At 72.3% G+C, this 19,694-nt stretch carries 14 protein-coding genes; 4 read left to right on the top strand and 10 right to left on the bottom strand.

The genetic code is table 11. The annotated features are described in order from the left end of the window. Positions 1-77: 77 nt before the first annotated feature. Positions 78-293, bottom strand: coding sequence for a DUF3499 family protein (locus DEJ05_RS11995; protein ID WP_071405769.1), 216 nt, complete (start codon positions 291-293; stop codon positions 78-80). A gap of 59 nt (positions 294-352) precedes the next feature. Between DEJ05_RS11995 and DEJ05_RS11990 the strand changes: the two genes are divergently transcribed. Continuing rightward, entirely contained in the window at positions 353-793 is a 441-nt protein-coding gene (locus DEJ05_RS11990) for a metallopeptidase family protein (protein WP_111110519.1), read from the top strand. Positions 794-815: 22 nt separating this feature from the next. Here the strand turns inward: DEJ05_RS11990 and DEJ05_RS11985 are convergent, their stop codons facing one another. From DEJ05_RS11985 to manA, 5 genes are all read right to left on the bottom strand, one after another. After that, positions 816-2,225 carry a DUF5719 family protein gene (locus DEJ05_RS11985; protein WP_111110518.1) on the bottom strand — a complete coding sequence of 470 codons (1,410 nt, stop codon included), beginning with the start codon at positions 2,223-2,225 and terminating at the stop codon, positions 816-818. Further along, complete coding sequence (locus DEJ05_RS11980) at positions 2,222-5,059, bottom strand: glycosyltransferase family 2 protein (protein ID WP_111110517.1); 2,838 nt, start codon at positions 5,057-5,059, stop codon at positions 2,222-2,224. The genes DEJ05_RS11985 and DEJ05_RS11980 overlap by 4 nt, the downstream gene beginning before the upstream one ends. A gap of 178 nt (positions 5,060-5,237) precedes the next feature. Next, positions 5,238-5,570, bottom strand: a complete 333-nt coding sequence (locus tag DEJ05_RS11975) for a WhiB family transcriptional regulator (RefSeq protein ID WP_081827389.1) — start codon at positions 5,568-5,570, stop codon at positions 5,238-5,240. A gap of 188 nt (positions 5,571-5,758) precedes the next feature. After that, a complete protein-coding gene (galE, locus tag DEJ05_RS11970) occupies positions 5,759-6,721 on the bottom strand; it encodes a UDP-glucose 4-epimerase GalE (protein WP_071405789.1) in 963 nt (320 codons plus the stop codon). 100 nt (positions 6,722-6,821) lie between these two features. After that, complete coding sequence (gene manA / locus DEJ05_RS11965) at positions 6,822-8,030, bottom strand: mannose-6-phosphate isomerase, class I (RefSeq protein ID WP_111104479.1); 1,209 nt, start codon at positions 8,028-8,030, stop codon at positions 6,822-6,824. A gap of 66 nt (positions 8,031-8,096) precedes the next feature. On the opposite strand from manA, the gene DEJ05_RS11960 reads away from it, so the two are divergent. Further along, positions 8,097-9,476, top strand: a complete 1,380-nt coding sequence (locus tag DEJ05_RS11960; protein ID WP_111110516.1) for an O-antigen ligase — start codon at positions 8,097-8,099, stop codon at positions 9,474-9,476. Between the two features lie 13 nt (positions 9,477-9,489). Here DEJ05_RS11960 and DEJ05_RS11955 read toward each other — a convergent pair whose 3' ends face one another. Further along, on the bottom strand, positions 9,490-10,842 hold the full coding sequence (locus DEJ05_RS11955; RefSeq protein WP_111110515.1) for a hypothetical protein: 1,353 nt from the start codon (positions 10,840-10,842) through the stop codon (positions 9,490-9,492). Positions 10,843-10,934: 92 nt separating this feature from the next. Here DEJ05_RS11955 and DEJ05_RS11950 point away from each other — a divergent pair, with 92 nt between their 5' ends. Beyond that, complete coding sequence (locus DEJ05_RS11950; RefSeq protein ID WP_181440720.1) at positions 10,935-12,236, top strand: O-antigen ligase; 1,302 nt, start codon at positions 10,935-10,937, stop codon at positions 12,234-12,236. Positions 12,237-12,404: 168 nt separating this feature from the next. On the opposite strand, the gene DEJ05_RS11945 is transcribed toward DEJ05_RS11950, so the two are convergent. Both DEJ05_RS11945 and DEJ05_RS11940 read right to left on the bottom strand, forming a co-directional pair. Then, entirely contained in the window at positions 12,405-13,151 is a 747-nt protein-coding gene (locus DEJ05_RS11945; protein WP_111110513.1) for a polyprenol monophosphomannose synthase, read from the bottom strand. Further along, on the bottom strand, positions 13,148-15,634 hold the full coding sequence (locus DEJ05_RS11940; RefSeq protein ID WP_111110512.1) for a glycosyltransferase: 2,487 nt from the start codon (positions 15,632-15,634) through the stop codon (positions 13,148-13,150). Before DEJ05_RS11940 ends, DEJ05_RS11945 begins: the two co-directional genes overlap by 4 nt. 138 nt (positions 15,635-15,772) lie before the next feature. Here DEJ05_RS11940 and DEJ05_RS11935 point away from each other — a divergent pair, with 138 nt between their 5' ends. Continuing rightward, positions 15,773-17,059, top strand: a complete 1,287-nt coding sequence (locus DEJ05_RS11935; protein WP_181440719.1) for a glycosyltransferase — start codon at positions 15,773-15,775, stop codon at positions 17,057-17,059. Positions 17,060-17,140: 81 nt separating this feature from the next. Here the strand turns inward: DEJ05_RS11935 and DEJ05_RS11930 are convergent. Next, the coding region (locus DEJ05_RS11930) for a hypothetical protein (RefSeq protein WP_220037023.1) at positions 17,141-19,694 on the bottom strand (2,554 nt) is incomplete at its 5' end.

The raw sequence follows: 19,694 nt of genomic DNA, 5'->3' as shown, positions 1-19,694 counted from the left end.
CGGATCACCAGCCGATCCCGGTCACGTTCCCCGGGCCTCCAGACCGACCCCCGCACCCACGTCGCGGACGCGAGCCGTCAGTCGACGTCGCGCGGCAGCGGCTCGCGCCGCACCACCTGCCAGCCGCGCGGGACGCGCAGGGCGGCAGCGTGCCGGGCGCAGAGGTCGTAGCCGTGCGGCTCGACCCGGGTCGACAGCGGACCGACGACCACCATGGAGTCGCCGTAGTCGTACGTCAGGGTCGACGAAGCGCTGTTGGCACACGCCACCTTGCTGCAGATCCGCACGTCCATCTCGACAGGGAGCCTAGCGGAGCGTCCGGCGCGCACCCGTCCCCGCGTACGATGTGGGGATGCGTCGGAAGCCTCGCCTCGTCACCCCGGTCGACCGCGGTCGGGGGCGCTCCCGGCACGGCCGCGGTGGGCGCTCGAGCGTCACCGGGCCCGAGCTCGCGCCGATCATCACCCGCGCCGAGGCGTTCGACCGGATCGTCGGCGACAGCGCGCACTACCTGCTCGGTCTCTGGCCCGAGGAGCTCTCCGGCGTCGTGTTCCAGGTCGCGGACATGCCGAGCGACACGACCCTGCCGGACGAGATGCCGCGCTGGCGGATCGACCGCGACACCCGCCGCGTGACCGTCTTCCGGATCCCCGTCGAGCGGGTGAACCGGAGCCCCGAGAAGCACGACTCGGACCGCCGCATCATCATCGAGACCGCGGTGTTCCGCGCGGTCGGCGAGCTGATCGGCAAGGACCCCTGGGACCTGGCACCGGACCGCTACCGGCACTGGTGAGCCGGGCCGATCGCGCCGGGCGTCAGGGGTAGACGCGGACCGGGGTGGAGACGTCGGTCGCCGGACGCACCGGGAACCCGGCGATGCCGTCGGCCCCGCGGTAGGTCACGCCCGCGACGATGCCCTCCGTACCGGTCAGCGTGAGCTGCTTCGCGGTCTGCACCGGGAGCGTCACGGTCGCACCGGACAGGATCTTCAGCGTGCGCCGCTCGTCGCCCGACCCCACCGTGACGGAGCGGTCCTGGCGGGTGGGGTTCACGAAGTTCAGCCGCACACCCTCGCCCGGGGCGATGGCGGTGATCGTCCGGTCGCCCAGCGGCTCGGCCGAGGCGAACCACCCGAGGTCGGTGCCGCTGCTGGCACCGTCGGTCGGCGTCGTGGTGCGCGCACCGGTGACGACCGGCTCGGTCGAGGTGACGGTGAACGAGTACCGGCCGTCCGGGAAGTCGTCGAGCGCGACGTCGGTGACGACCCCGGGCTCGGCGGTGGCGTTGACGGTCGTGCCGCCGCCGTCGGCCGTGCTGATGCCGAGGGTGACGCGCGCCGACTTCGTGCCGGGGACGAACAGCCGGACGATCGGCGCCGCGTCGGCCGTGTCGTCGCCGCGCTGGGCGGCCTGCGCGTCGGCGAGGGCGACGGCGGGGATCACCTGCGAGCGGGACGGGGCCGCTCCACCGGAGACGATGTCGTAGCCGCCCGGGGTGAGGGTGCGGACGACGGACTCCTGCATGTGCGCGACGATCTGGCCGCCGGACGACGTGACGTGCACGACCGTCGAGGCGGCGTCGGACACGAAGCCCGACAGCGGGACGACCTTCTGCGTGTTCGGCGCGACGACGATGCCGGTGGTCCCGGGCGCGCTGACCGTCCCCGAGCCGTCGAAGATCGTCAGGTCGACCGTGGCGTTCACGTCGGTCGGGTTCGAGAGCGTGACGAGGCTCGTCCGACCGGTCTCCGTCGAGCCGCCGACGAGCCACGTGGACTGGGTCGGGTCGTCGCACGAGGCGGCGCCCGCCCCCACCAGGTCGCCGCTCGAGACACTCTGGAAGCTGCTGCCCGCGACCTGCGGCGTCGTCTCGCCAGCGGGGGCCGTCAGGAGCCGGGGGTCGCTGCCGCCGGTGGTCGAGGAGTCGAGCGAGGACCGCTCGACCGTCGAACCGGTCGTCGCGGTCGCGACGGTCGCGGTGCCGACGGTGCTCGCCTGCGTCGCGTCGTTGCCGGCGTCGTCGGACAGGCGCAGCGCACTGCCGGCGCAGACACGCTCGGCGGCGGCGGGGACCGGCGTGACGGTGCGCCCGGCCGGTCGACCGGGTTCGGACTCGGTGCCGATTGCGTGGGCCGCGGTGACGGCACCCGCGGCGACGACCACGGCGACGGCCGTGGCGGTGCCGCGGACGATCCAGCGCCGGACCGAGGAGGGGTTGGTGCTCATTCGTCGCGCTCCTCGTCGAAGGTGGTGGCGGGTTCCTCGGCCTCGATGACGTTCGAGGTGGCACGGCGGCGGCGCGGGGCCGTCGGGACCGCGAGGAGTGCTGCGGCGCCGAAGACCACGCCGAGCACGACGAGGTACAGCACGTGGGTGGCCTGGGTCGCCGCGGAGCCGGAGCGGGTGCGGTCGACCTCGCCCTCGTAGTGGAACAGCTGGCCGTTCGTGGTCTCGCCGATGCTCGTGAAGAGCGCGTTCTGACCGATCGCACCGGAGGCCCGGTCGTGCACCGTCTGCGCCTCGGGGTCGTCACCGGCGTCGTCGATCAGCACGAAGCTCACGCCGAGCTCGCGGAGCGCCGGCCGGGGGTCGTACCCGCTGCGGCTCGCCAGGTTGCCGGCGAGCGTCGTCAGCCGTGCGCCGGACTCGCTCAGCCGGAGTGCGGTGGCGTCGAGCGTCGACTGGTCGTCGAGGGTGGAACCCTGCCCGCGCTCGAGCGTGACGGCGAGCGAACCGTCGTCCTGCGGGACGACCACGAGCGTGCCGACGTCCGGGTTCGCCTGGGCCTCGGCGTTCACGTACGCGCTGAGCACCCGGCCGGTGGTCGGCTCGATCGTGGCGGTGCCGAGGTAGAACGCCGCGAAGGCCGGAGCCACGGCCACGCCGGCGAGCACGGTCGCGACGAGCCCGGTGACCGGGGCGGCCTTCGGCAGCACGTCGATGCCGATGCAGGCAGCGACCACGAGGGCGAGCCAGTACACGGACAGACCGCTGCCGGGCCAGACGATGGTGGTGGTCGACCCGACACCGGTGACCGTGACGTGGGTGGCGGCGAAGGCCGTGGCGAAGCCGAGGAGCGCGATGACGAGCGCCGAGCCCGCGACTGCCCAGCGGTGGCCGAGCATCGCCCCGATCGCGGCGGCGGCCACGGGGAGCGCGAGGACGGCCATCACGATCGGCAGGACCGTGGCGACCAGCGCGAGTCCGGACGTCGCGGGGAGCCAGCCGCTCCAGTCGGGCAGGGGCTGGCCGATGGCCAGCTGGAGCGCGGACGGCGCCCGGGTCGCGGACGGCGCACCCGGGTCGGCGAACACCGCGAGCAGGTTGCCGCGTGCCGCCTGCGCCAGGATCAGCGGCAGGAAGAGCACCGCGGTCGGCACCGGGATGAACAGGCGACGGTGGGCCCGGCGCCAGCCGACCAGGAGCGCCACGAGCCAGCCGACCAGCAGGACCGGCAGCAGCGACGGCGCCGAGGCGGCGACGACGGCGAACAGGAGCGACGCTCCCGAGGCCCAGGCCCACGAGCGGTGCGCCTCGAGCACGGCGACGAACAGCCACGGCAGCACCAGGTGCGCGATCACGGCGCCGAGGAGTCCGGTCGTCACGGCTCCGACGAGCGACGGGGCGATCGCGTAGAGCGACGCACCGATGACCGGCACCCAGGTGCGGGTCGTGACCTTGCGGACCGCGAACCAGGCCCCCAGTGCGGACAACGGGAACGCGACGAGCATGACGAGCACGACCGCGGTGGACGGCGACCAGAAGACGATCGAGCCGAGCACGGCGAGCACCGCGGCGAAGGGGTCGGACGGGCCGGTGAAGCCCGTGCCGAGCGAGTGGAAGCCGTACCCGACGTTCTGCCAGAGCTGTCCAGGCGTCGCGGAGAGCGGCAGGAGTCCCCCGCCGGTCAGGGCCGGCGACCCGAGCAGCGGGTAGAGCGTCACGACGCTGAGGACCGCGGCGGCCAGGACCACCCAGATGCCGCCGTCGCTCAGGAACGACGCCCGGGCGATCGGGGCGTCCTCGGCCCGGGCGAGTTCGACGTCCCGCGAGGTGGTGCGGTGCTCGTGCACCCGACGCCAGCTCACGCGGAGCGGTTCGACGGCGGCCCAGCCGAGCTTCTTCGTGCGGGCGAGGTTCTTGCGCGCCCGCCCCGTGCCGCCGCCGAACGCGACGGCGAACGCGGCGGAGAGCTCGGGGACCACGGCGGCGGGGTGCTTCGCGACCAGGTGACCGAGCGCGCGGCCGATCGCGAACGGCACGAGCGTGAGCCAGTGCAGCCAGACCAGCGCGGCGGGCGCGTAGGTCATCCGGCGGTGCAGCTGCGCCTGCCGGTGCATCCGGACGCGCCGCGCCTCGGACACGCGCTTGCGGCCGAACTCCTCGATCGGTCCGGCGCTGGTGACCTTGGCCTCCGGCACGAGGGCGACGCGGTGTCCGGCGAGACGGACCCGCACCGAGAAGTCGAGGGCCGCGTCGACGTCCGGCAGCGCCGGGTCGAAGCCGCCGAGTTCGTTCCAGACCGAGCGGCGCACGAGCATGCCACCTGCGGCGACACCGAGCACGTCGGTGTTGCGGTCGTGCTGGCCCTGGTCGAGCTCGTCCTGCACCAGCACGATCGACCGGCCGAAGCGGGTCATGCTCTCGCCGAAGGCGCGGATGAGCGAGGGGTCGTCGTCAGCGACGAGCTTCGGACCGGCGACGACGACCGACGGCGCGATCTCGACGGCGGACAGCAGGTCGGCGAGCGCGGTCGGTGCCGGCGCGTTGTCGTGGCCGAGGATCCACAGCCACTCGTCGACCGGCTCGTCGGTCGCCACGGGCGGCGCGCTGCGCTCGCCCTGGCGGACGGCGTCACCGAACGCGGTACCGGCGGGCAGCCGGACGAGCTGCGCGGACCCGCCGAAGGACAGTTCGGCGGTCGATCCGTCGGTCGTGCCGACGTCGACGACCACCAGGTTCTCGGGGTGGCGGGTCTGGGCGGCGAGCGCGTCCAGGGTCCGGTCGAGGTGGGCCGCCCCGTTGGCGGCGACGAGGATCGCGGTGACTCTGGGCTGCATGACGGGCGTCACTCTACGGTCTGGAGGCGCGGTGTCGGCTGCGGACGGCGGCGCGCCGTGAACCTTTGGATGCGCTCACTGCGCGGTGCGGGACGGGCGGAGGTGGTCGCCTTCCGGCGCCTTCGTCGCAGGCTCCTCAGGGGCGCAGTCGCACGGCGCTGGCGCGCCGTGAACGCTCCTACGCCCGTTTCCGCAACTTGCGGCGTTCACGCTCGGAGAGGCCACCCCAGATGCCGAAGCGTTCGTCGTTCTCGAGCGCGTACTCGAGGCACTGCGCCCGGACCTCGCACGAGGTGCAGATCTTCTTCGCCTCGCGCGTGGAGCCGCCCTTCTCGGGGAAGAACGCCTCGGGGTCGGTCTGCGCGCAGAGCGAGTCGACCTGCCAGGCGAGCGGGTTCTCCTCGTCGTCGGTCTCCGGACGTCGGACACCCGGGACGCCGAGCGCCACGGGATCGACGTGCCAGTCCTCCGGAACTCCGGCGTGGAACTCGGAACCGTTCACCCTGATCACCCCTGCCGCCTCGACAACGAACCCCAACTCTTGCGGCCGTTGCCTGTAATTACAGCGGTGTCATTCGCCTGAGTCAAGTCGCGGATCATAGAAGGCACTGACCGCTCCAGCGTGTCATGTCCCCCGTTTGGGCGTGTCGCACCGCTCGGGTGGGCCTTCCGGGGGACAACTGACTCGTCCTCAGGCGCTCAGGAGGCGCTGCGACGGGCCTCCCAGGCGCTCGACACCATCTCGTCCAGGGAGTGCCGCATGGCCCACTCGAGGTCACGGGCGGCCGCTTCGCCGGTCGCGACGATGCGGGCCGGGTCGCCGGGGCGCCGCGGTGCGATCTCGGGGTCGAAGGCGATCCCGGTGCCCGACGCCATCGCGTCCATGATCTGCCGGACGCTCACACCGTCGCCGCTGCCGAGGTTGTAGGCACGCTCCAGCGGCTCCCCCGCCTCGAGCTTCCGCGCGGCCACCGCGTGCGAGTGCGCCAGGTCGGCCACGTGCACGTAGTCACGGACGCAGGTGCCGTCCGGGGTGGCGTAGTCGTCGCCGTTGATCCGCGGGGTCCGGCCGGCGAGCAGCGCGTCGAAGACCAGCGGGAACAGGTTGTGCGGGCTGGCGTCGTACAGGTCGGGCTCCCCGGAACCGACGACGTTGAAGTACCGGAGCGACGTGGTGGTGAAGCCCGCGGCGACCTCCATGTCGCGCAGCAGCCACTCGCCGATGAGCTTCGACTCGCCGTACGGCGACTCCGGGTTCTTCGGGGTGGACTCGACCACGGTCTCGACGTCCGGCGTGCCGTAGACCGCCGCGCTGGACGAGAAGACCGCCTTGGTGACGCCGGTCTCGGCCATCGCGCGCAGCAGGGTCGCCATGCCGGTGACGTTCTGCTCGTAGGTGTGCAGCGGGCGCTCGACCGAGACGCCGGCGTACTTGAATCCCGCGACGTGGACCACACCGGTGACCTCGTGCTCGCGCAGCGTGCGTGCGACGAGCTCGCCGTCGAGGATCGTGCCCTCGACGAACGGCACGTCGTCCGGGACGAACGCGCGGAAACCGCTCGACAGATCGTCGAACGCGACCGTGTCGATGCCGGCCGAGCGCAGTGCTCGGACGACGTGGGACCCGATGTACCCGGCACCGCCGGTGACCAGCCAACTCATGGTCGCCACGCTAGCGGACGTCGGCGACGCTCCGGTGGCGGTGTGCGGGTCCACGCCACGGCGTGCGGCCCCGCGCCGGTCCCGGTGCCGGTCCGCGCCCCTAGGCGCCGGTGGCGATGAACACGGTCGACGTGATGCCGTCGGAGGAGTCCGCCTCGACCGTCACGTCGCCCTCGTCCGGCGTGATGAAGCACGACTCGCCCTTGCGGAGCAGGGTCGCCGACTGCGCGCCGACGAGCGTGACGACGCCCTCGGTGCAGATCGCGATCGACGGCCCCACGAGCGGGGCGACCCCGCCGGTGCTCAAGCCCACCGGGCGACCGTCACCGTCCACCCGCAGCAGCGCGAAGCCGACGCCGTCCGGCGCGAACCGGTCGACGCCCTCGGCGATGCGCTCGGGCTCGAGGACCGGTGCCGGGTACGCGGTGAAGTCGAGCACCCGCAGGAGCTCCGGCACGTCGACGTGCTTCGGCGTGAGCCCGCCGCGCAGCACGTTGTCCGACGGCGCCATCAGCTCGATGCCGAGTCCGTCGAGGTACGCGTGGATGTTGCCGGCGGGCAGGTACATGGCCTGCCCCGCGGTGAGCGTCACCCGGTGCATGAGCAGGGAGACGACGATGCCGGGGTCGCCGGGCCAGGTGGTCGCCAGGTCGCGGACGGTCGCGGTGTTCGGGGTGAGCAGGTCGTCGTCGAGCGAGACGGCCAGGTCACTCGCGGCCTGCACCACGGCGAGCGCGGACTCGTCGGCGGTCTCGAGCCAGCGGACGGTGTCCTCGAGCCCGTGCAGCAGGTGCACCTCGAGCGGACCGAGGCGGCCGGTACCGGCGTCGAGCACGCGGACCTCGGCCAGGGTCTCCTCGACCGGGCGGAAGCCGCTCAGCGCCTCGAACCGCTCGCTCAGCGCGACGACGAGCTCGGGCTTCGGGAACGGGTCCTTGTAGTTGCGGGCCGGGTCGTCGAGCGGGATCCCCTCGCGCTCCTCGCGGGCGAAGCCCTCTTCTGCCTGCTCCGGGGTCGGGTGCGCCTGCAGCGAGAGCGGTGCCGCAGCGGCGAGCACCTTGAGCAGGAAGGGCAGGCCGGTGCGGTCCGGACCGAGTGCGGTCTCCGGCTCGTCGGCGATCCAGTCGCGGAGCGTGTCGGCCCCGCCGACCATGGCCGGGTTGACCACGACACTGGGGCTGCCGGCGTGGGCGCCGAGCCAGAGCTCCGCCTGCGGGGCACCCGTGACGGTGCGGCCGAGGAGCTCCGGGATCGCGGTGACCGAGCCCCAGGCGTAGTCGCGGGGGGTGTTCGTGATGCCGAGGAACATGGGCCAGAGCCTACCGGCGCTGCCGGTGGAGTCCTGCGGACGGCGACCGGCCGGTAGCCTGGCGTCGTGACGAACACCTGGCCACTGGCGCGCGGGACCGTACCGGAGCGCGAGGCGTTCGCCTTCGGGGCGACGACCCTGTTCGTGCTGTTCGCGGGCGACGCCGTGCCGAACACCCTGACCTGGGTCGGGGCCGGCGTCCTCTGGGCCCTCGTCGCGGCGTGGGGCATCACGATCCTGGTCCGGGCGAGGCCACCGCTCGTCCGCACCCCCTGGGCGCTCTGGGCGTTCCTCGGCTGGTGCCTGGTGACCCTGGTGTGGTCGCACTGGCGCTTCGCGACGATCTCGAGCCTGACCGTGCAGGTGATCTGCGCGGCCGTCGCGTTCACGATCGCCTCGACCCTGACGTGGCGCCGGATCACCGACGCCCTGAGCCTCGCGCTCCGGTGGGTCCTCATGCTCTCGCTCCTGTTCGAGGCCGCCGTCGCGGTGTTCGTCCGGCACCCGATCGCCCCGATCTGGACGGACTACGGCGACCGCGACGTCCCCGACGCCTTCTACTTCTCGCGCGCCGAGCTCTTCACCGGGGGCCGGATCCAGGGGCTGCCCGGCAACGCCAACCTGCTCGCGATGGTGGCCCTGCTGGTCGCGATCGTGGTCGCCGTGCAGTTCGCCGAGGGCCGGATCCGCCGGAACCAGGCGATCGGCTGGTTCGTCGTCGCGGCACTCGGTTTCGTCCTCACCCGCTCGTCGACGGTCATCGCCGCCGCACTCGTGGTCGCCGTGGTCGCACTCGCCGCCGTCTGGATGCGCCGTGTCCCGACCGAGCGCCGCACCCCGCGCTACCTGCTGCTGGCCGTGGGTGCCGTCGTCGTCGCCGTCGCCGCGTTCGTGCTGCGCGGCCCGGTGTCCGAGCTGCTCGGCAAGGGTTCGGACGCCACCGGGCGCGGGGAGATCTGGGCCAAGGTGCTCGGCCTGATCGACCAGCACCCCGTGGGCGGCTGGGGCTGGATCGGGTACTGGTGGCCAGGCATCCCGACCCTCGCCGACCTGGCGCAGCGCAAGGGCGTCACGTACCTGCAGGCCCACGACGCCTACCTGGACGTCTGGATGCAGACCGGCATCATCGGCCTGGTGCTCTTCGCGATCTACGTGGTCACGACGCTGTCCCGCTCGTGGGCCTGCGCGACCCGCATCGGGTACGACGCCGCGCTGCGTCCGCGGTCGTTCGACCCGGTGTCACTCCTGCCGCTCCTGGTCGTCGTCGCCCTGCTCGTGCAGTCCGTCGCCGAGTCCCGCCTGCTCTACCAGGGGAACTGGGTGCTCTTCGCCCTGCTCGCCATCAAGACGCGCATCGTGCTGACCGGCGAGGAACCGGTGTCCACCGGCGACGGTCCGCGCACGCCACCCGCCAAGCGCGAGTTCCGCTGGGCCGGCACGCGCTGACCCGCACGCTCCCTCAGCGCGACAGCCACGAGCACGACACCGGGGACGACCACGGGTTCGACTTCACCCGGGCGACCTCGAGCGTCGGGTCCGCGTCGCACGCCGCCACCGCCGCCGGCAGTTGCCCCACCCACACCGGGCCGCCGCTCCGCCGCGTGTCCGTCGGCGCGACGTGCAGGACCGCCGACGCGACGACGGCGGTGACCACGCACCAACCGGCCAGCGCGCCGACGAGGCGACCAGGGCCTCCCGTCCGTCCGGCAGCACGCGACCAGCTGCCGGCGTCCACGAGCGCGGCTGCGGCGACCACCGCGGCGCTCACCAGCAGCAGGCCGGCGGCCGCGGCGTAGCGCTGCGGCGGCACGGCGGCCATCGCGGCGACCGGCGCCGACCAGCGGAGGCCGTCGCCGCCGTTGGCGAGCAGGGCCACCCACCACACCGCGACGGAGCCGACGGCGAGGGCTGCGACCATCCACCGCGTGCGCGCCGGCCCGACCACGACGGCCGCCACCAGGACGACGAGCAGCAGGGCTGCGGGCACCACGACCACCGCCCAGCCGTGCTCGACCACCGCCGTCAGCACCGCACCGAGGTCCGGGTCCCAGGCACCCGCCACGGGACGCAGCAGGTACCCCGCGAGCACGTCGCGCACTGCCGGCGACCCCGTGGCGAGGGCCCGCGGGCTCGTCAGGGTCGTGATGCCCTGCACCGCCAGGGCGACGACCACGACGAGCGTGACCGGCAGCGCGGTCCACCGGCCGGCCGGTCCGGGCGTCCGGCCACGGGGCGTCCAGGCGAGGAGCAGCAGGGGCGCGAACAGGGCGGTGAGCGGTTCGGTGAGGACCGCTGCACCCGCGACCACGGCGAGTGCTCCGGCCGCCCACCACGACCGAGCACGCCACGCGAAGACCCACGGCACCAGGACGAGCAGGAACCAGTGCAGGTTCGCCGCGTTGCCGCTGATCTCGTACGGGGCGAGCGGCAGGACGACGGGGACGGCGGCGAGCACCAGCCGCAACGGCCAGGGGCGGACGACGTCACGGGACAGCACGAACACCAGGGCGCAGACCCCGCCGACCGCCGTGCACGCGGCGAGCGCCACCACCTGCGCGTAGCGCTCGGGCGGCAGCGCGTACCCGAGGTCGACGATGAGCCGCGGCAGCAGGTGCACGTATCCGGCGTAGGGGTGCAGCAGGGTGTCGACGGGACCCATCGCGATCCGTTCGCGCAGGAACACGCCGCCGTCCTCGGCCCAGACGGTGTTCCGCGGCACCGGGCCGAGCCGGTACCAGGCCAGGGCGGTCGTGAGCAGGCCGACGACGACCGCGACGAGGGGGACGCCGGCGACCCTGCGCGCGAGGTCCATCCGGTGAGGATAGTTCGGTCATCGCGCATCGTCGATACAGCCACACCGCGATGCGGTGTGCTCGTCACAAGGTCGTGCGCCAAGATGGACGCGTGACGGACGGCCGGGTGAGCAGACAGGTGCTCGGGCGCCGGTACCTCTCCGCCTGGATCGGCTTCTCGGCCGGTGGACGGTTCAGCCAGGCGCTCGCGACGGTCATCGTGCTGTTCGGGTTCGGCCAGCCCACCGTCGAGGCCCTCGTCGGCCGCGCGGGGACCTGGGCGGTGCTCGTGACGCTGTTCGTGCTCGCGGGGCTGAGCCTGCTCGGCCAGCGCTACCGGATCGAGTGGCACGGGGTCCTCCCCCTCTCGCTGCTGGCCTTCGTCGGCTACTGCGCGTTGAGCGTGCTCTGGAGCGAGTACTCCTGGGTGGCGCTCCGCGGACTGGTGCAGACCGTGTGCTTCATCGGCCTCGGGCTGTACCTGGCCCTCGGCCGCGACCTGGTGCAGGTGATCCGGGCCTCGGGCGACGCGTTCCGGATCCTGCTCGTGACGGCCCTCGGGCTCGAGGTCCTGTCCGGCCTGGTCCTCGACGTCCCGTTCCCGGCGTTCGGCATCCGCGGCGACATCGCGTACGGCGGCCCGATCCAGGGCATCGGCGGCACGCGCAACTTCATGGGCTTCATCGCCGCGATGGCCCTGGTCACCTTCGTGGTCGAGTTCCTCACACGCTCGGTCACGGTCTGGCGCGCGATCGCCTCGACCTCGCTCGCCGTCATCGCCCTCATGCTCGTGCAGTCGCCCATCACCGGGCTCGCGATGATCGCGCTCGCCGTCACCGCGCTGGCGCTCTGGTCACTCCGGCACGCACGACCGGCGACCAGACCGGTGGTCAACGGCGTCCTCGGTGCGGTCGTCCTGCTGACGCTCGCCGTCGGGGTGCTCGCCCGGCACCGTCTGCTCGCCGAGATCGGGGCGGCCGGCGGCACGGCCACCCGGACGGACCTGTGGTCGCAGATCCGGGTCCTGGTGGAGCGCTACCCGATCCAGGGCTGGGGCTGGGTGGGCACGTGGCCGACCGAGCCCGTCGTGCCCTACGTCACGCTCATCGACCCCGCCGGCGTCCGGTTCACCTCGGGCCTGAACGCCTTCCTGGACGCCTGGCTGCAGATCGGGTTCGCGGGCACGCTCATCCTCGGCATCACCGCGTTGCTCGCGTTCGCGCGTGCCTGGGTCACGGCGACGACGTTCCCCGGGGTGGCGTACGTGTGGCCGGCCGCCGTGCTCGTGCTGCTCGCCGTCACCAGCACGGCGGAGAGCTACCTGCTGCACGGCGCGGGGCTGATGTTCTTCGTGACGGTCCTCGTGATCGCCGCGCGGCGCCGCTCGTGGCGCCGGCACCTGCCGCGCGTGTAGCGGCGGTACGGCGCGACCCACCGACGGCCTGGAGGCCCGTGGCGGCCCCGCACCGCGCCTCCAGGCCGTCGCGCCCAGCGTTCCCGGCGCGCGCATCGTGAGCAGGAACGGTCGCCCCTGCGGAGGCGACCCGACCGTTCCTGCTCACGAAGCGAGCACGCGAGCGCGCTACGGGCGCGTGCGGCGACCGAGGCGGCGCTGCACGCCCCACTGGGTGACGCGGAGCATCGCCTCGAGGACGATGGACCGGCTCATCTTGGAGACGCCGTGCACGCGGTCACGGAAGCGGATGGGCACCTCGACGATGCGGCCACCGAGGGCGTCCACGCGCAGCGTCATGTCCACCTGGAAGCAGTACCCCTTCGAGTCCACCGACCCGAGGTCCATCCGCGCGATCGCCGACGAGCGGTACACGCGGTAGCCGGCGGTGATGTCCCGCACGTCGAGCCCGAGCGCCAGGCGGGCGTAGGTGTTGGCCCCGCGGCTGAGCGCCTGGCGCCGGAGCGGCCAGTCGACGACCGACCCACCGGGGACCCAGCGGGACCCGATGGCGAGCAGGACGTCGTCGGACGCGGTCACGGCGTCGACCAGGGCCGGCAACCGGTCGGCCGGGTGCGAGCCGTCGGCGTCCATCTCGACCAGCAACGGGTACCCGCGCTCCAGACCCCACCGGAACCCGGCGACGTACGCCGTGCCGAGCCCGAGCTTGCCGGAGCGCTGCAGCAGGTGCACCCGGTCGTCCGCGGCCGCCAGGGACCGCACGATGTCCCCGGTGCCGTCCGGGCTGCCGTCGTCGACGACGAGCAGGTGGGCACCGGGCACCGCCGCCAGCACGGCGGCGGTGATCGTACGGATGTTCTCGGCCTCGTCGTACGTCGGGACGATGACGAGGGCGGTGGTCTCCCCCGGGGTCACCGGTTCAGGCGCCGCTTCACCTTGCCGGCGACGCTGCGGGGGCCCTCGGTGCGCAGGTAGTGCACGGCACGGCCGAGGTCGTAGCGGACGCCGGAGAGCTTCTTGCGCTCCGGGACGCGGACGCGCATCTTGTGCGGCTCGATCGACGACGCGGTGTCGCGCACCGACTTGTCCGCAGCGCGGATCGGGTTCCGGCAGAACTCGACGAGCGGGGCCAGGACGTTCTCCCACGTGAACTGCTCGCGCACGCGGTCGACGTTGCCGATGAACTCGGTGCGGGCCTTCTTGTCGAAGAGCGCCGTCTCGAGCGCGGTGGCCAGACCGTCGATGTCCTGCTCGTGCACCGCGATGCCGAGCTTCTCTTCTGCGACGAGGTCACCGAACGAGTCGCCGGCCGTCGTGACGATCGGCAGACGTGCCCACAGATAGTCGAGGATGCGGGTCCGGAACGAGAAGGTGGTCTCGAGGTGCTCGTAGTGCGTCGAGACGCCGGCGTCGGCCTCGAGCAGGTAGGCGCCGCGCTCCTCGTACGGGATCCACTGGTCGTTGAAGAACACGTGCTTGCCGGTGAGACCGAGGGCGTCGGCCTCGGCGCGGACCTTCGCGACGATGTCCATCTCGGGGACGTCGGGGTTCGGGTGCTGCACGCCCATGAAGAAGAGCTTCACCGACGGACGGCGCTCGGCGAGCTGGGCGATCGAGCGGACCAGGGTGATCGGGTCGAACCAGTCGTAGATCCCACCGCCCCAGACGACGAGCTTGTCGTTCTTGCCGATGCCCGGCACGACGCCCTTGACGCGCTGCTGGTCGTGGACCGGCGGCGTCGAGGACAGGCCGAACGGCACGACGCCGATGAGCGAGCGCAGGTCGGCGTCGCGCGAGTAGGTGCGGGCGTTCACGCGGCCGGAGCCGGCGAGCTGCCCGAGCCAGAACATCCGCTGGCGCTCGGAGGCGCAGATGAAGTAGTCGCCGAGCTCGAGCTGGTGGTTCAGCGTGTCCGAGGCGTCGAGGATCTGGCGGTTCCACTTGTCGACGTCGTCGCTGCGGCCCTGTTCCAGCTGCTCGAGGTGCAGCGGGTCGTAGACGTCGACGACCAGGATCTTGCTCGTCGACTCGAGCACCGGGAACAGCCGGAGCGCGTGGCCCTGCACGATGATGACGTCGGCCCAGCCCTCGTGCTCGATCATCTGGCGCGGGTGACGGTGCGGGACCGTGACGACCTCGTACGACGGGTCGATCGGCGACGAACGGGTCAGGCTGACCACGCGGACGTCGTGCTCGGACGCCAGCTGCTTGGCCATCTGGGTGGCACGGATCGCCGGACCGGCCATCTTCGCGCCGATCGAGTCGCCCGTGATGATGAGGACGCGGCGACGGGTACCGACCTCGAGCACGCCGAGGGAGTGCACGATCTTGTCGTAGCCGGCCAGGTAGTTCTCGATCGGGTACGCGGGCTCGTCGCGGTTGCCGAACAGGCGGAGGAGCTCGCGGTCGGACCGGACGCGGGTCGCCTGGATCTGGCGGCGGGACTCGGTCATCGGCGGCAGCTGCTCGACGAACTGGTCGACGCCGTAGATGCCCGCCATGCTCGTCTTCGGCACCGGGATCGTCGGGACGCTGTCGTCGCCGGGGTTGCGCAGGTCGAGCTCGGTGGAGTCGAGCTCCCCGCGGCCCACGGCACGGCGGACGGCGAGCGCCAGGGAACCGGGCAGCGCCGCGGCGAGCTGCTCGTCACCGAGGTTCTTGTAGAGCGTGAACAGTGCGTTCCGCTCGAGCAGGTAGGTCTCGCGGAAGTCGCCGAACTTGTTCATCGACGCGTGGTGCTTGTGGAACGCGACCGACTTCGGCTGGTACCGGAAGCGCCAGCCGAGCAGGTTGAGCCGCCAGCCGAGGTCGACGTCCTCGTAGAACATGAAGTAGCGGTCGTCGAAGCCGTCGAGCTGCTCGAAGAGCTCGGCGCGGATGAACATCGCGGCGCCGGTGCCGAACAGGACGTCGGTCTCGCTCTCCCACCGGCCGGTGTCCGGCGAGCCGGCGAAGGGCTTGTAGCCCATGCCGTACCAGGTCATCGCGGCCTCGGTGAAGTCGACGTTGACGCCTTCCCAGTCGAGGACCTTCGAGGCGACGGCGCCGATGTCGGCACCGGAGGCGAAGGTGGCCATCGCCTCGCGCACCCAACCGGTGTCCGGGCGGGCGTCGTTGTTGAGGAACGCCACGACCTCGCCGGAGGACTTCTCGACGCCGAGGTTGCAGCCACCGGTGAACCCGAGGTTCGCGCCAGCGTCGATCAGGGTGAAGTCGAGGCTCGAGGCCTTCAGACGCCCGAGGTGCTCGGGGCCTGAACCGTTCTCGACGACGATCACCTCGAGCTTGTCCTGCGGCCAGTCCTGCTTGCGGAGTTCCGCGATGCTCGTCAGGGTGTCGTCCGTGCCCTTGTAGTTCACGAGGATGACGGACACGACTCCCGGCTTGCGCTCTGTCACGCGAGTTCCTCCAGCAGCTGCCGCGCCCCGGGCGCGGGTCGATGGGTCGGCCGACGGGGTGCCGCGGGCCGATGACACCCTACAAGGCGCGCCCAGGGACTCCCTGCCGCCGCTGCGGATTCGTGCAGAATGGCGTGCGTGACCGCAGTGATCCCGAGCACCCCCATGTCCTCTCCCCTCCGCGAGGACTACGCGGCCCTCGCGGCCGACGAGCACGCCGAGGGCCCCCGCGGCACGATCCGCTTCGCGGTGTCGACCGCCGATCCGTCCGAGGGCAAGGGCGACCTGTTCGTCGCGCTCGGGCTGGCGCGGGCGCTCCGGGCCGAGGGCTGGGGCGTCGCGATGTGGCCGCTCGAGCGCTGGGGCGAGGAGCTCCCCGCCGACACCGCCGTCGTGGTCAGCATGATCGAGTCCTTCGTGCCCGGGTACGTCCCCGCCGGCACCGCCCTGGTGGCGTGGGTGCGGAACTGGACCGCCAAGTGGGCAGCCCTGCCGTACCTCGACGAGTTCGACGCGGTCTGGACGTCGTCCGGGATCGCCCGCGACGCGATCGCGGCCGCGTACTCCGGCCCCGTCGAGGTGGTGCCGATCGGCGTCGACACCGAGCTGTTCACGACCGACGCCCCCGCACCGCGCGAGCGCACGGACCGCGCCGTGACCACGGTCAACTTCTGGGGCGTCCGCCGCCGCGTGCAGGACGTCCTCGCCGAGGTCGCCCCGGCCGAACCGATCGTCTGGTTCGCCGCGAACGTCGACCACGTCGAGGCCTCCGCGGGCGTCGAGCTCCGCCCGGCCGTGTCCTACTTCGCCCTGCCCGAGGTCTACCGCGCCGCCGGCTTCGTCGTCGACGACGTCATCGAGCCGGCCGCCGAGTACGGCACCCTGAACTCCCGCCTGTACGAGTCGCTCGCGTCCGGTGCACTGCCCGTCACCGACTGCGCGCTCGGGCTCGACGAGCTCGGCCTGTCCGACGTGCCGGTGTTCGACGACGCCGACTCGCTCGAGCGCGTGCTCGCGATGCCCCGCGACGAGCGCACCGCCCTGGTCGCCCGGCTCCGCGCCGTCGTGGTCGAGCGGCACTCGTTCCGCAGCCGCGCCGAACAGGTCGGTCCGTCGCTCGACGCCGCCGTCGCCGCCGCCTCGGGCCGGAGCGGCGAGCGTGGCGCGTTCCTGCGGTGGGCCACCGCCCAGCGCGAGACGCTCCGGCAGACCGAGCACGACCGCGACGTCCACCTGGCCGGCGTGCACGACATCAACGCGCGCCTGGTCGCGTCGGAGCAGAAGGTCGGCGCGTACGACACCGCCCGCCGCCTGGCCGAGGCGGAGCGTGACCAGATCGCGGCCCGCTTCGAGGGCCTCACGCGCTCCCCCGAGTACCGGCTGCTGCACGGCGTGGGCCTGATGGCGCGGCGCGTGCGCCGCTGACGGCGGTCGACGCGACCCAAGACGGACGGGAGGCCCGGTACCAGCTGGTACCGGGCCTCCCGTCCGTCACCTGGTGACCGTCTACTGCACGGTGACCGTCTTCGTGCCGAAGCTCTTGTAGGTGCCGCTCGGCAGGTCCTGGAAGTAGACGCGCACGGTGTGCGTGCCCTTCTTCACCCCGGTGAACTTCCGCGACAGCCCGACGTCCGAACCCCAGTCCGGGTGCACGGCCTGCACGTCGGTGCGGGTCGCGTTGACGGTGCCCGGCGAGACGGCCACGCCGTCCAGGTGGATCTTGTACTTGACCGGGTCCCAGACGTCCGGGTCGATCGCCCAGCCGGCCACGGTGACGGTGCCCGTGCCGCCGGTGACGGACTCGTACAGGCCCTTGACCGAGCCGGTCTTGCCCGTCTTGCCGGTGGTCGGCGGGTCGGTGACCGTCACGCTCTTCGTGCCGAAGCTCTTGTACGTGCCGCTCGGCAGCTCCCGGAAGTACACGCGCACGGTGTGCGTGCCGGCGGTCAGCCCGGGGATCTTCAGCGAGAGGCCGACGTCCGAGCCCCAGGCGGGGTGCACGGCCTCGACGTCGGTCCGCTTCGCGTTCGCGGTCCCGGGGGCGATGGCGACACCGTCGACGTGGATCTTGTAGGCGACGGGGTCCCAGACGTCGGGGTCGATCGCCCAGCCGCGCACCGTGGCGCTGTTCACGCCACCGACCACGGACTCGAACGCACCCTTGACCGAGCCGGTCTTGCCCGTCTTGCCGGTCGTCCCCGACGCGTCGGGTTCGGCGGTCGACGCGGCGGTCACCGTCACGGACTTGGTGCCGAAGCTGACGTACTTGCCGCCCTGCAGGTCCTGGAAGTAGACGCGCACGGTGTGCTTGCCCGCCTTCAGGCCGGTGAGTCGGAGCGTCAAGCCGACGTCGGAGCCCCACGTGGGGTGCGTCGCCTCGACGTCGGTGCGGGTCGCGTCCGCGACCCCGCTGTTCGTGCTCACGCCGTCGACGTGGATCTTGTACTTGACCGGGTCCCACACGTCCGGGTCGATCGCCCAGCCGCGCACGGTGGCCGTGCCGACGCCGCCGGTGACGGAGTCGTACGACCCGCGCACGGCACCGGTCTTGCCGGTCTTGCCGGTGGTCGGGGCGTCCACGACGACCGACTTCGACGCGACCTTCACGTACTTCGTGCCGGGCTTGTCCATCACGTACAGCGTCACGGCGCGCGAGCCCGCGCTGATGCCACCGATCGTCTTCGAGAAGCCGAGGGTGCTGCCGACGCCGGGGTAGACCTTCGCCACGTCGGTGCGGGTCTTGTCCGCCGTGCCGGTCGCCTTGCTCACGCCGTCGACGAGGATCTTCCACGAGCCGGGCTTGGACGAGTCGGGGTCGAGGACCCAGCCGGTGGCCGAGATCGTGCCGACGCCACCGGTCACCGAGTCGAGGACGCCCTTGGGTGCCGCGCTCGTGATGGTGCGGGTGTAGCAGCCGAGCAGGGTGTTCGCCCCGCGGCCCTGGTTGATGGCGTAGCTGCAGACGGAGTGCTTGCCGAGGCTCAGCCCGGTCAGTTCGGCCGAGAACCCGTGCCGGGTGTTGTTCGCGCCGAGGGTGCCGGCCAGGTCGCTCCGGGTGTTGTCCGCGGTGACGGTCTTCGCGCCGGCGCCGTCGACGTAGAACGCGACGCGCAGGGCGCTGGTGGTGTCCGGGTCGGCCGCCCAGCCGGTGACCGTGATCGACGAGGTGGAGGTCGCGGTCACGGAGTCGACGTCGCCGTAGGGGTTGCCGCCGCCGGCCGCAGCACCGAACCAGTCGGTGTACATGCGCCAGAAGTTGCGGTTGCCGTAGGCGGAGCAGCTGTCACCGGAGCCGTAGAGGTTCGACATGGCCGCGGCGTTCGGGGTGTACGGGGTGTAGATGTACAGGCTCGCGGTGGCCTGGTTCTGGATGTAGACGGACTTCCGACCGCAGGCCGCGTTCGGGTTGAGCAGGATCGAGTTCGTCCGGCCCGCCTGGTACGCCCACGAGGTCGGCGATGCCTGGTACCGCTTGAACTGCAGGGCCGCTGCGTAGACCTGCTGGCCGAAGCCGAAGTACGCCGGGTCGCACGGGGCGGTGTCCGGGCACGCGAAGCCGGTGGCGTGCAGGTACATGTAGGACGTCGGCGAGGACGTCGTGACGATGCCCTGCTCCTTCTGCAGGAGCACGAGGAGCACCTTCTGGCTGATGCCGCACGCGGCACCGACCTGGGCGATCATCGTCGCGGCCGACTTGGTGCCGCCGGCGATCGCGCTGCACCGGCCGGAGACGGCACCGATCGAGCTCATCTTCTGCGAGAAGTCCTTGAGGCAGGCGGGGCCGCTCGACGACTTCCGGCAGTTCGGCGCGACGCTCGTCAGGAACGACTGCACGGCGGCGGCGTTCATCGCCGAGCCGTTGTAGAAGTTCGCGTCGCTGATGATGTTGCCCGGGTCGAAGTCCGAGGCGACCGCGGCCGAGGCCGACTGGGTCGTGGTCTGCTCCGCGAGCACCGTGCCGAAGGTCAGGCCGCTCACCGCGACGGCGAAGGCCGCCACCAGGGCGAGGGAGCTCCGGAGGGAACGACGGGAGCGGGCTCCTCGGGGGGAACGGGGGGAA

Source organism: Curtobacterium sp. MCLR17_045, from assembly GCF_003234405.1.
In the GTDB taxonomy this organism is placed as follows: Bacteria; Actinomycetota; Actinomycetes; order Actinomycetales; family Microbacteriaceae; genus Curtobacterium; species Curtobacterium flaccumfaciens.
The sequence above is the reverse complement of the archived record's forward strand: the minus strand, read 5'-3'. Positions and strand labels throughout refer to the sequence as shown.

Coding starts and splice junctions, on each gene's coding strand:
- DEJ05_RS11990 (WP_111110519.1), top strand. CDS start 353: ATGCGTCGGAAGCCTCGCCTCGTCACCCCGGTCGACCGCGGTCGGGGG.
- DEJ05_RS11980 (WP_111110517.1), bottom strand. CDS start 5,059: ATGCAGCCCAGAGTCACCGCGATCCTCGTCGCCGCCAACGGGGCGGCC.
- DEJ05_RS11985 (WP_111110518.1), bottom strand. CDS start 2,225: ATGAGCACCAACCCCTCCTCGGTCCGGCGCTGGATCGTCCGCGGCACC.
- galE (WP_071405789.1), bottom strand. CDS start 6,721: ATGAGTTGGCTGGTCACCGGCGGTGCCGGGTACATCGGGTCCCACGTC.
- manA (WP_111104479.1), bottom strand. CDS start 8,030: ATGTTCCTCGGCATCACGAACACCCCCCGCGACTACGCCTGGGGCTCG.
- DEJ05_RS11955 (WP_111110515.1), bottom strand. CDS start 10,842: ATGGACCTCGCGCGCAGGGTCGCCGGCGTCCCCCTCGTCGCGGTCGTC.
- DEJ05_RS11995 (WP_071405769.1), bottom strand. CDS start 293: ATGGACGTGCGGATCTGCAGCAAGGTGGCGTGTGCCAACAGCGCTTCG.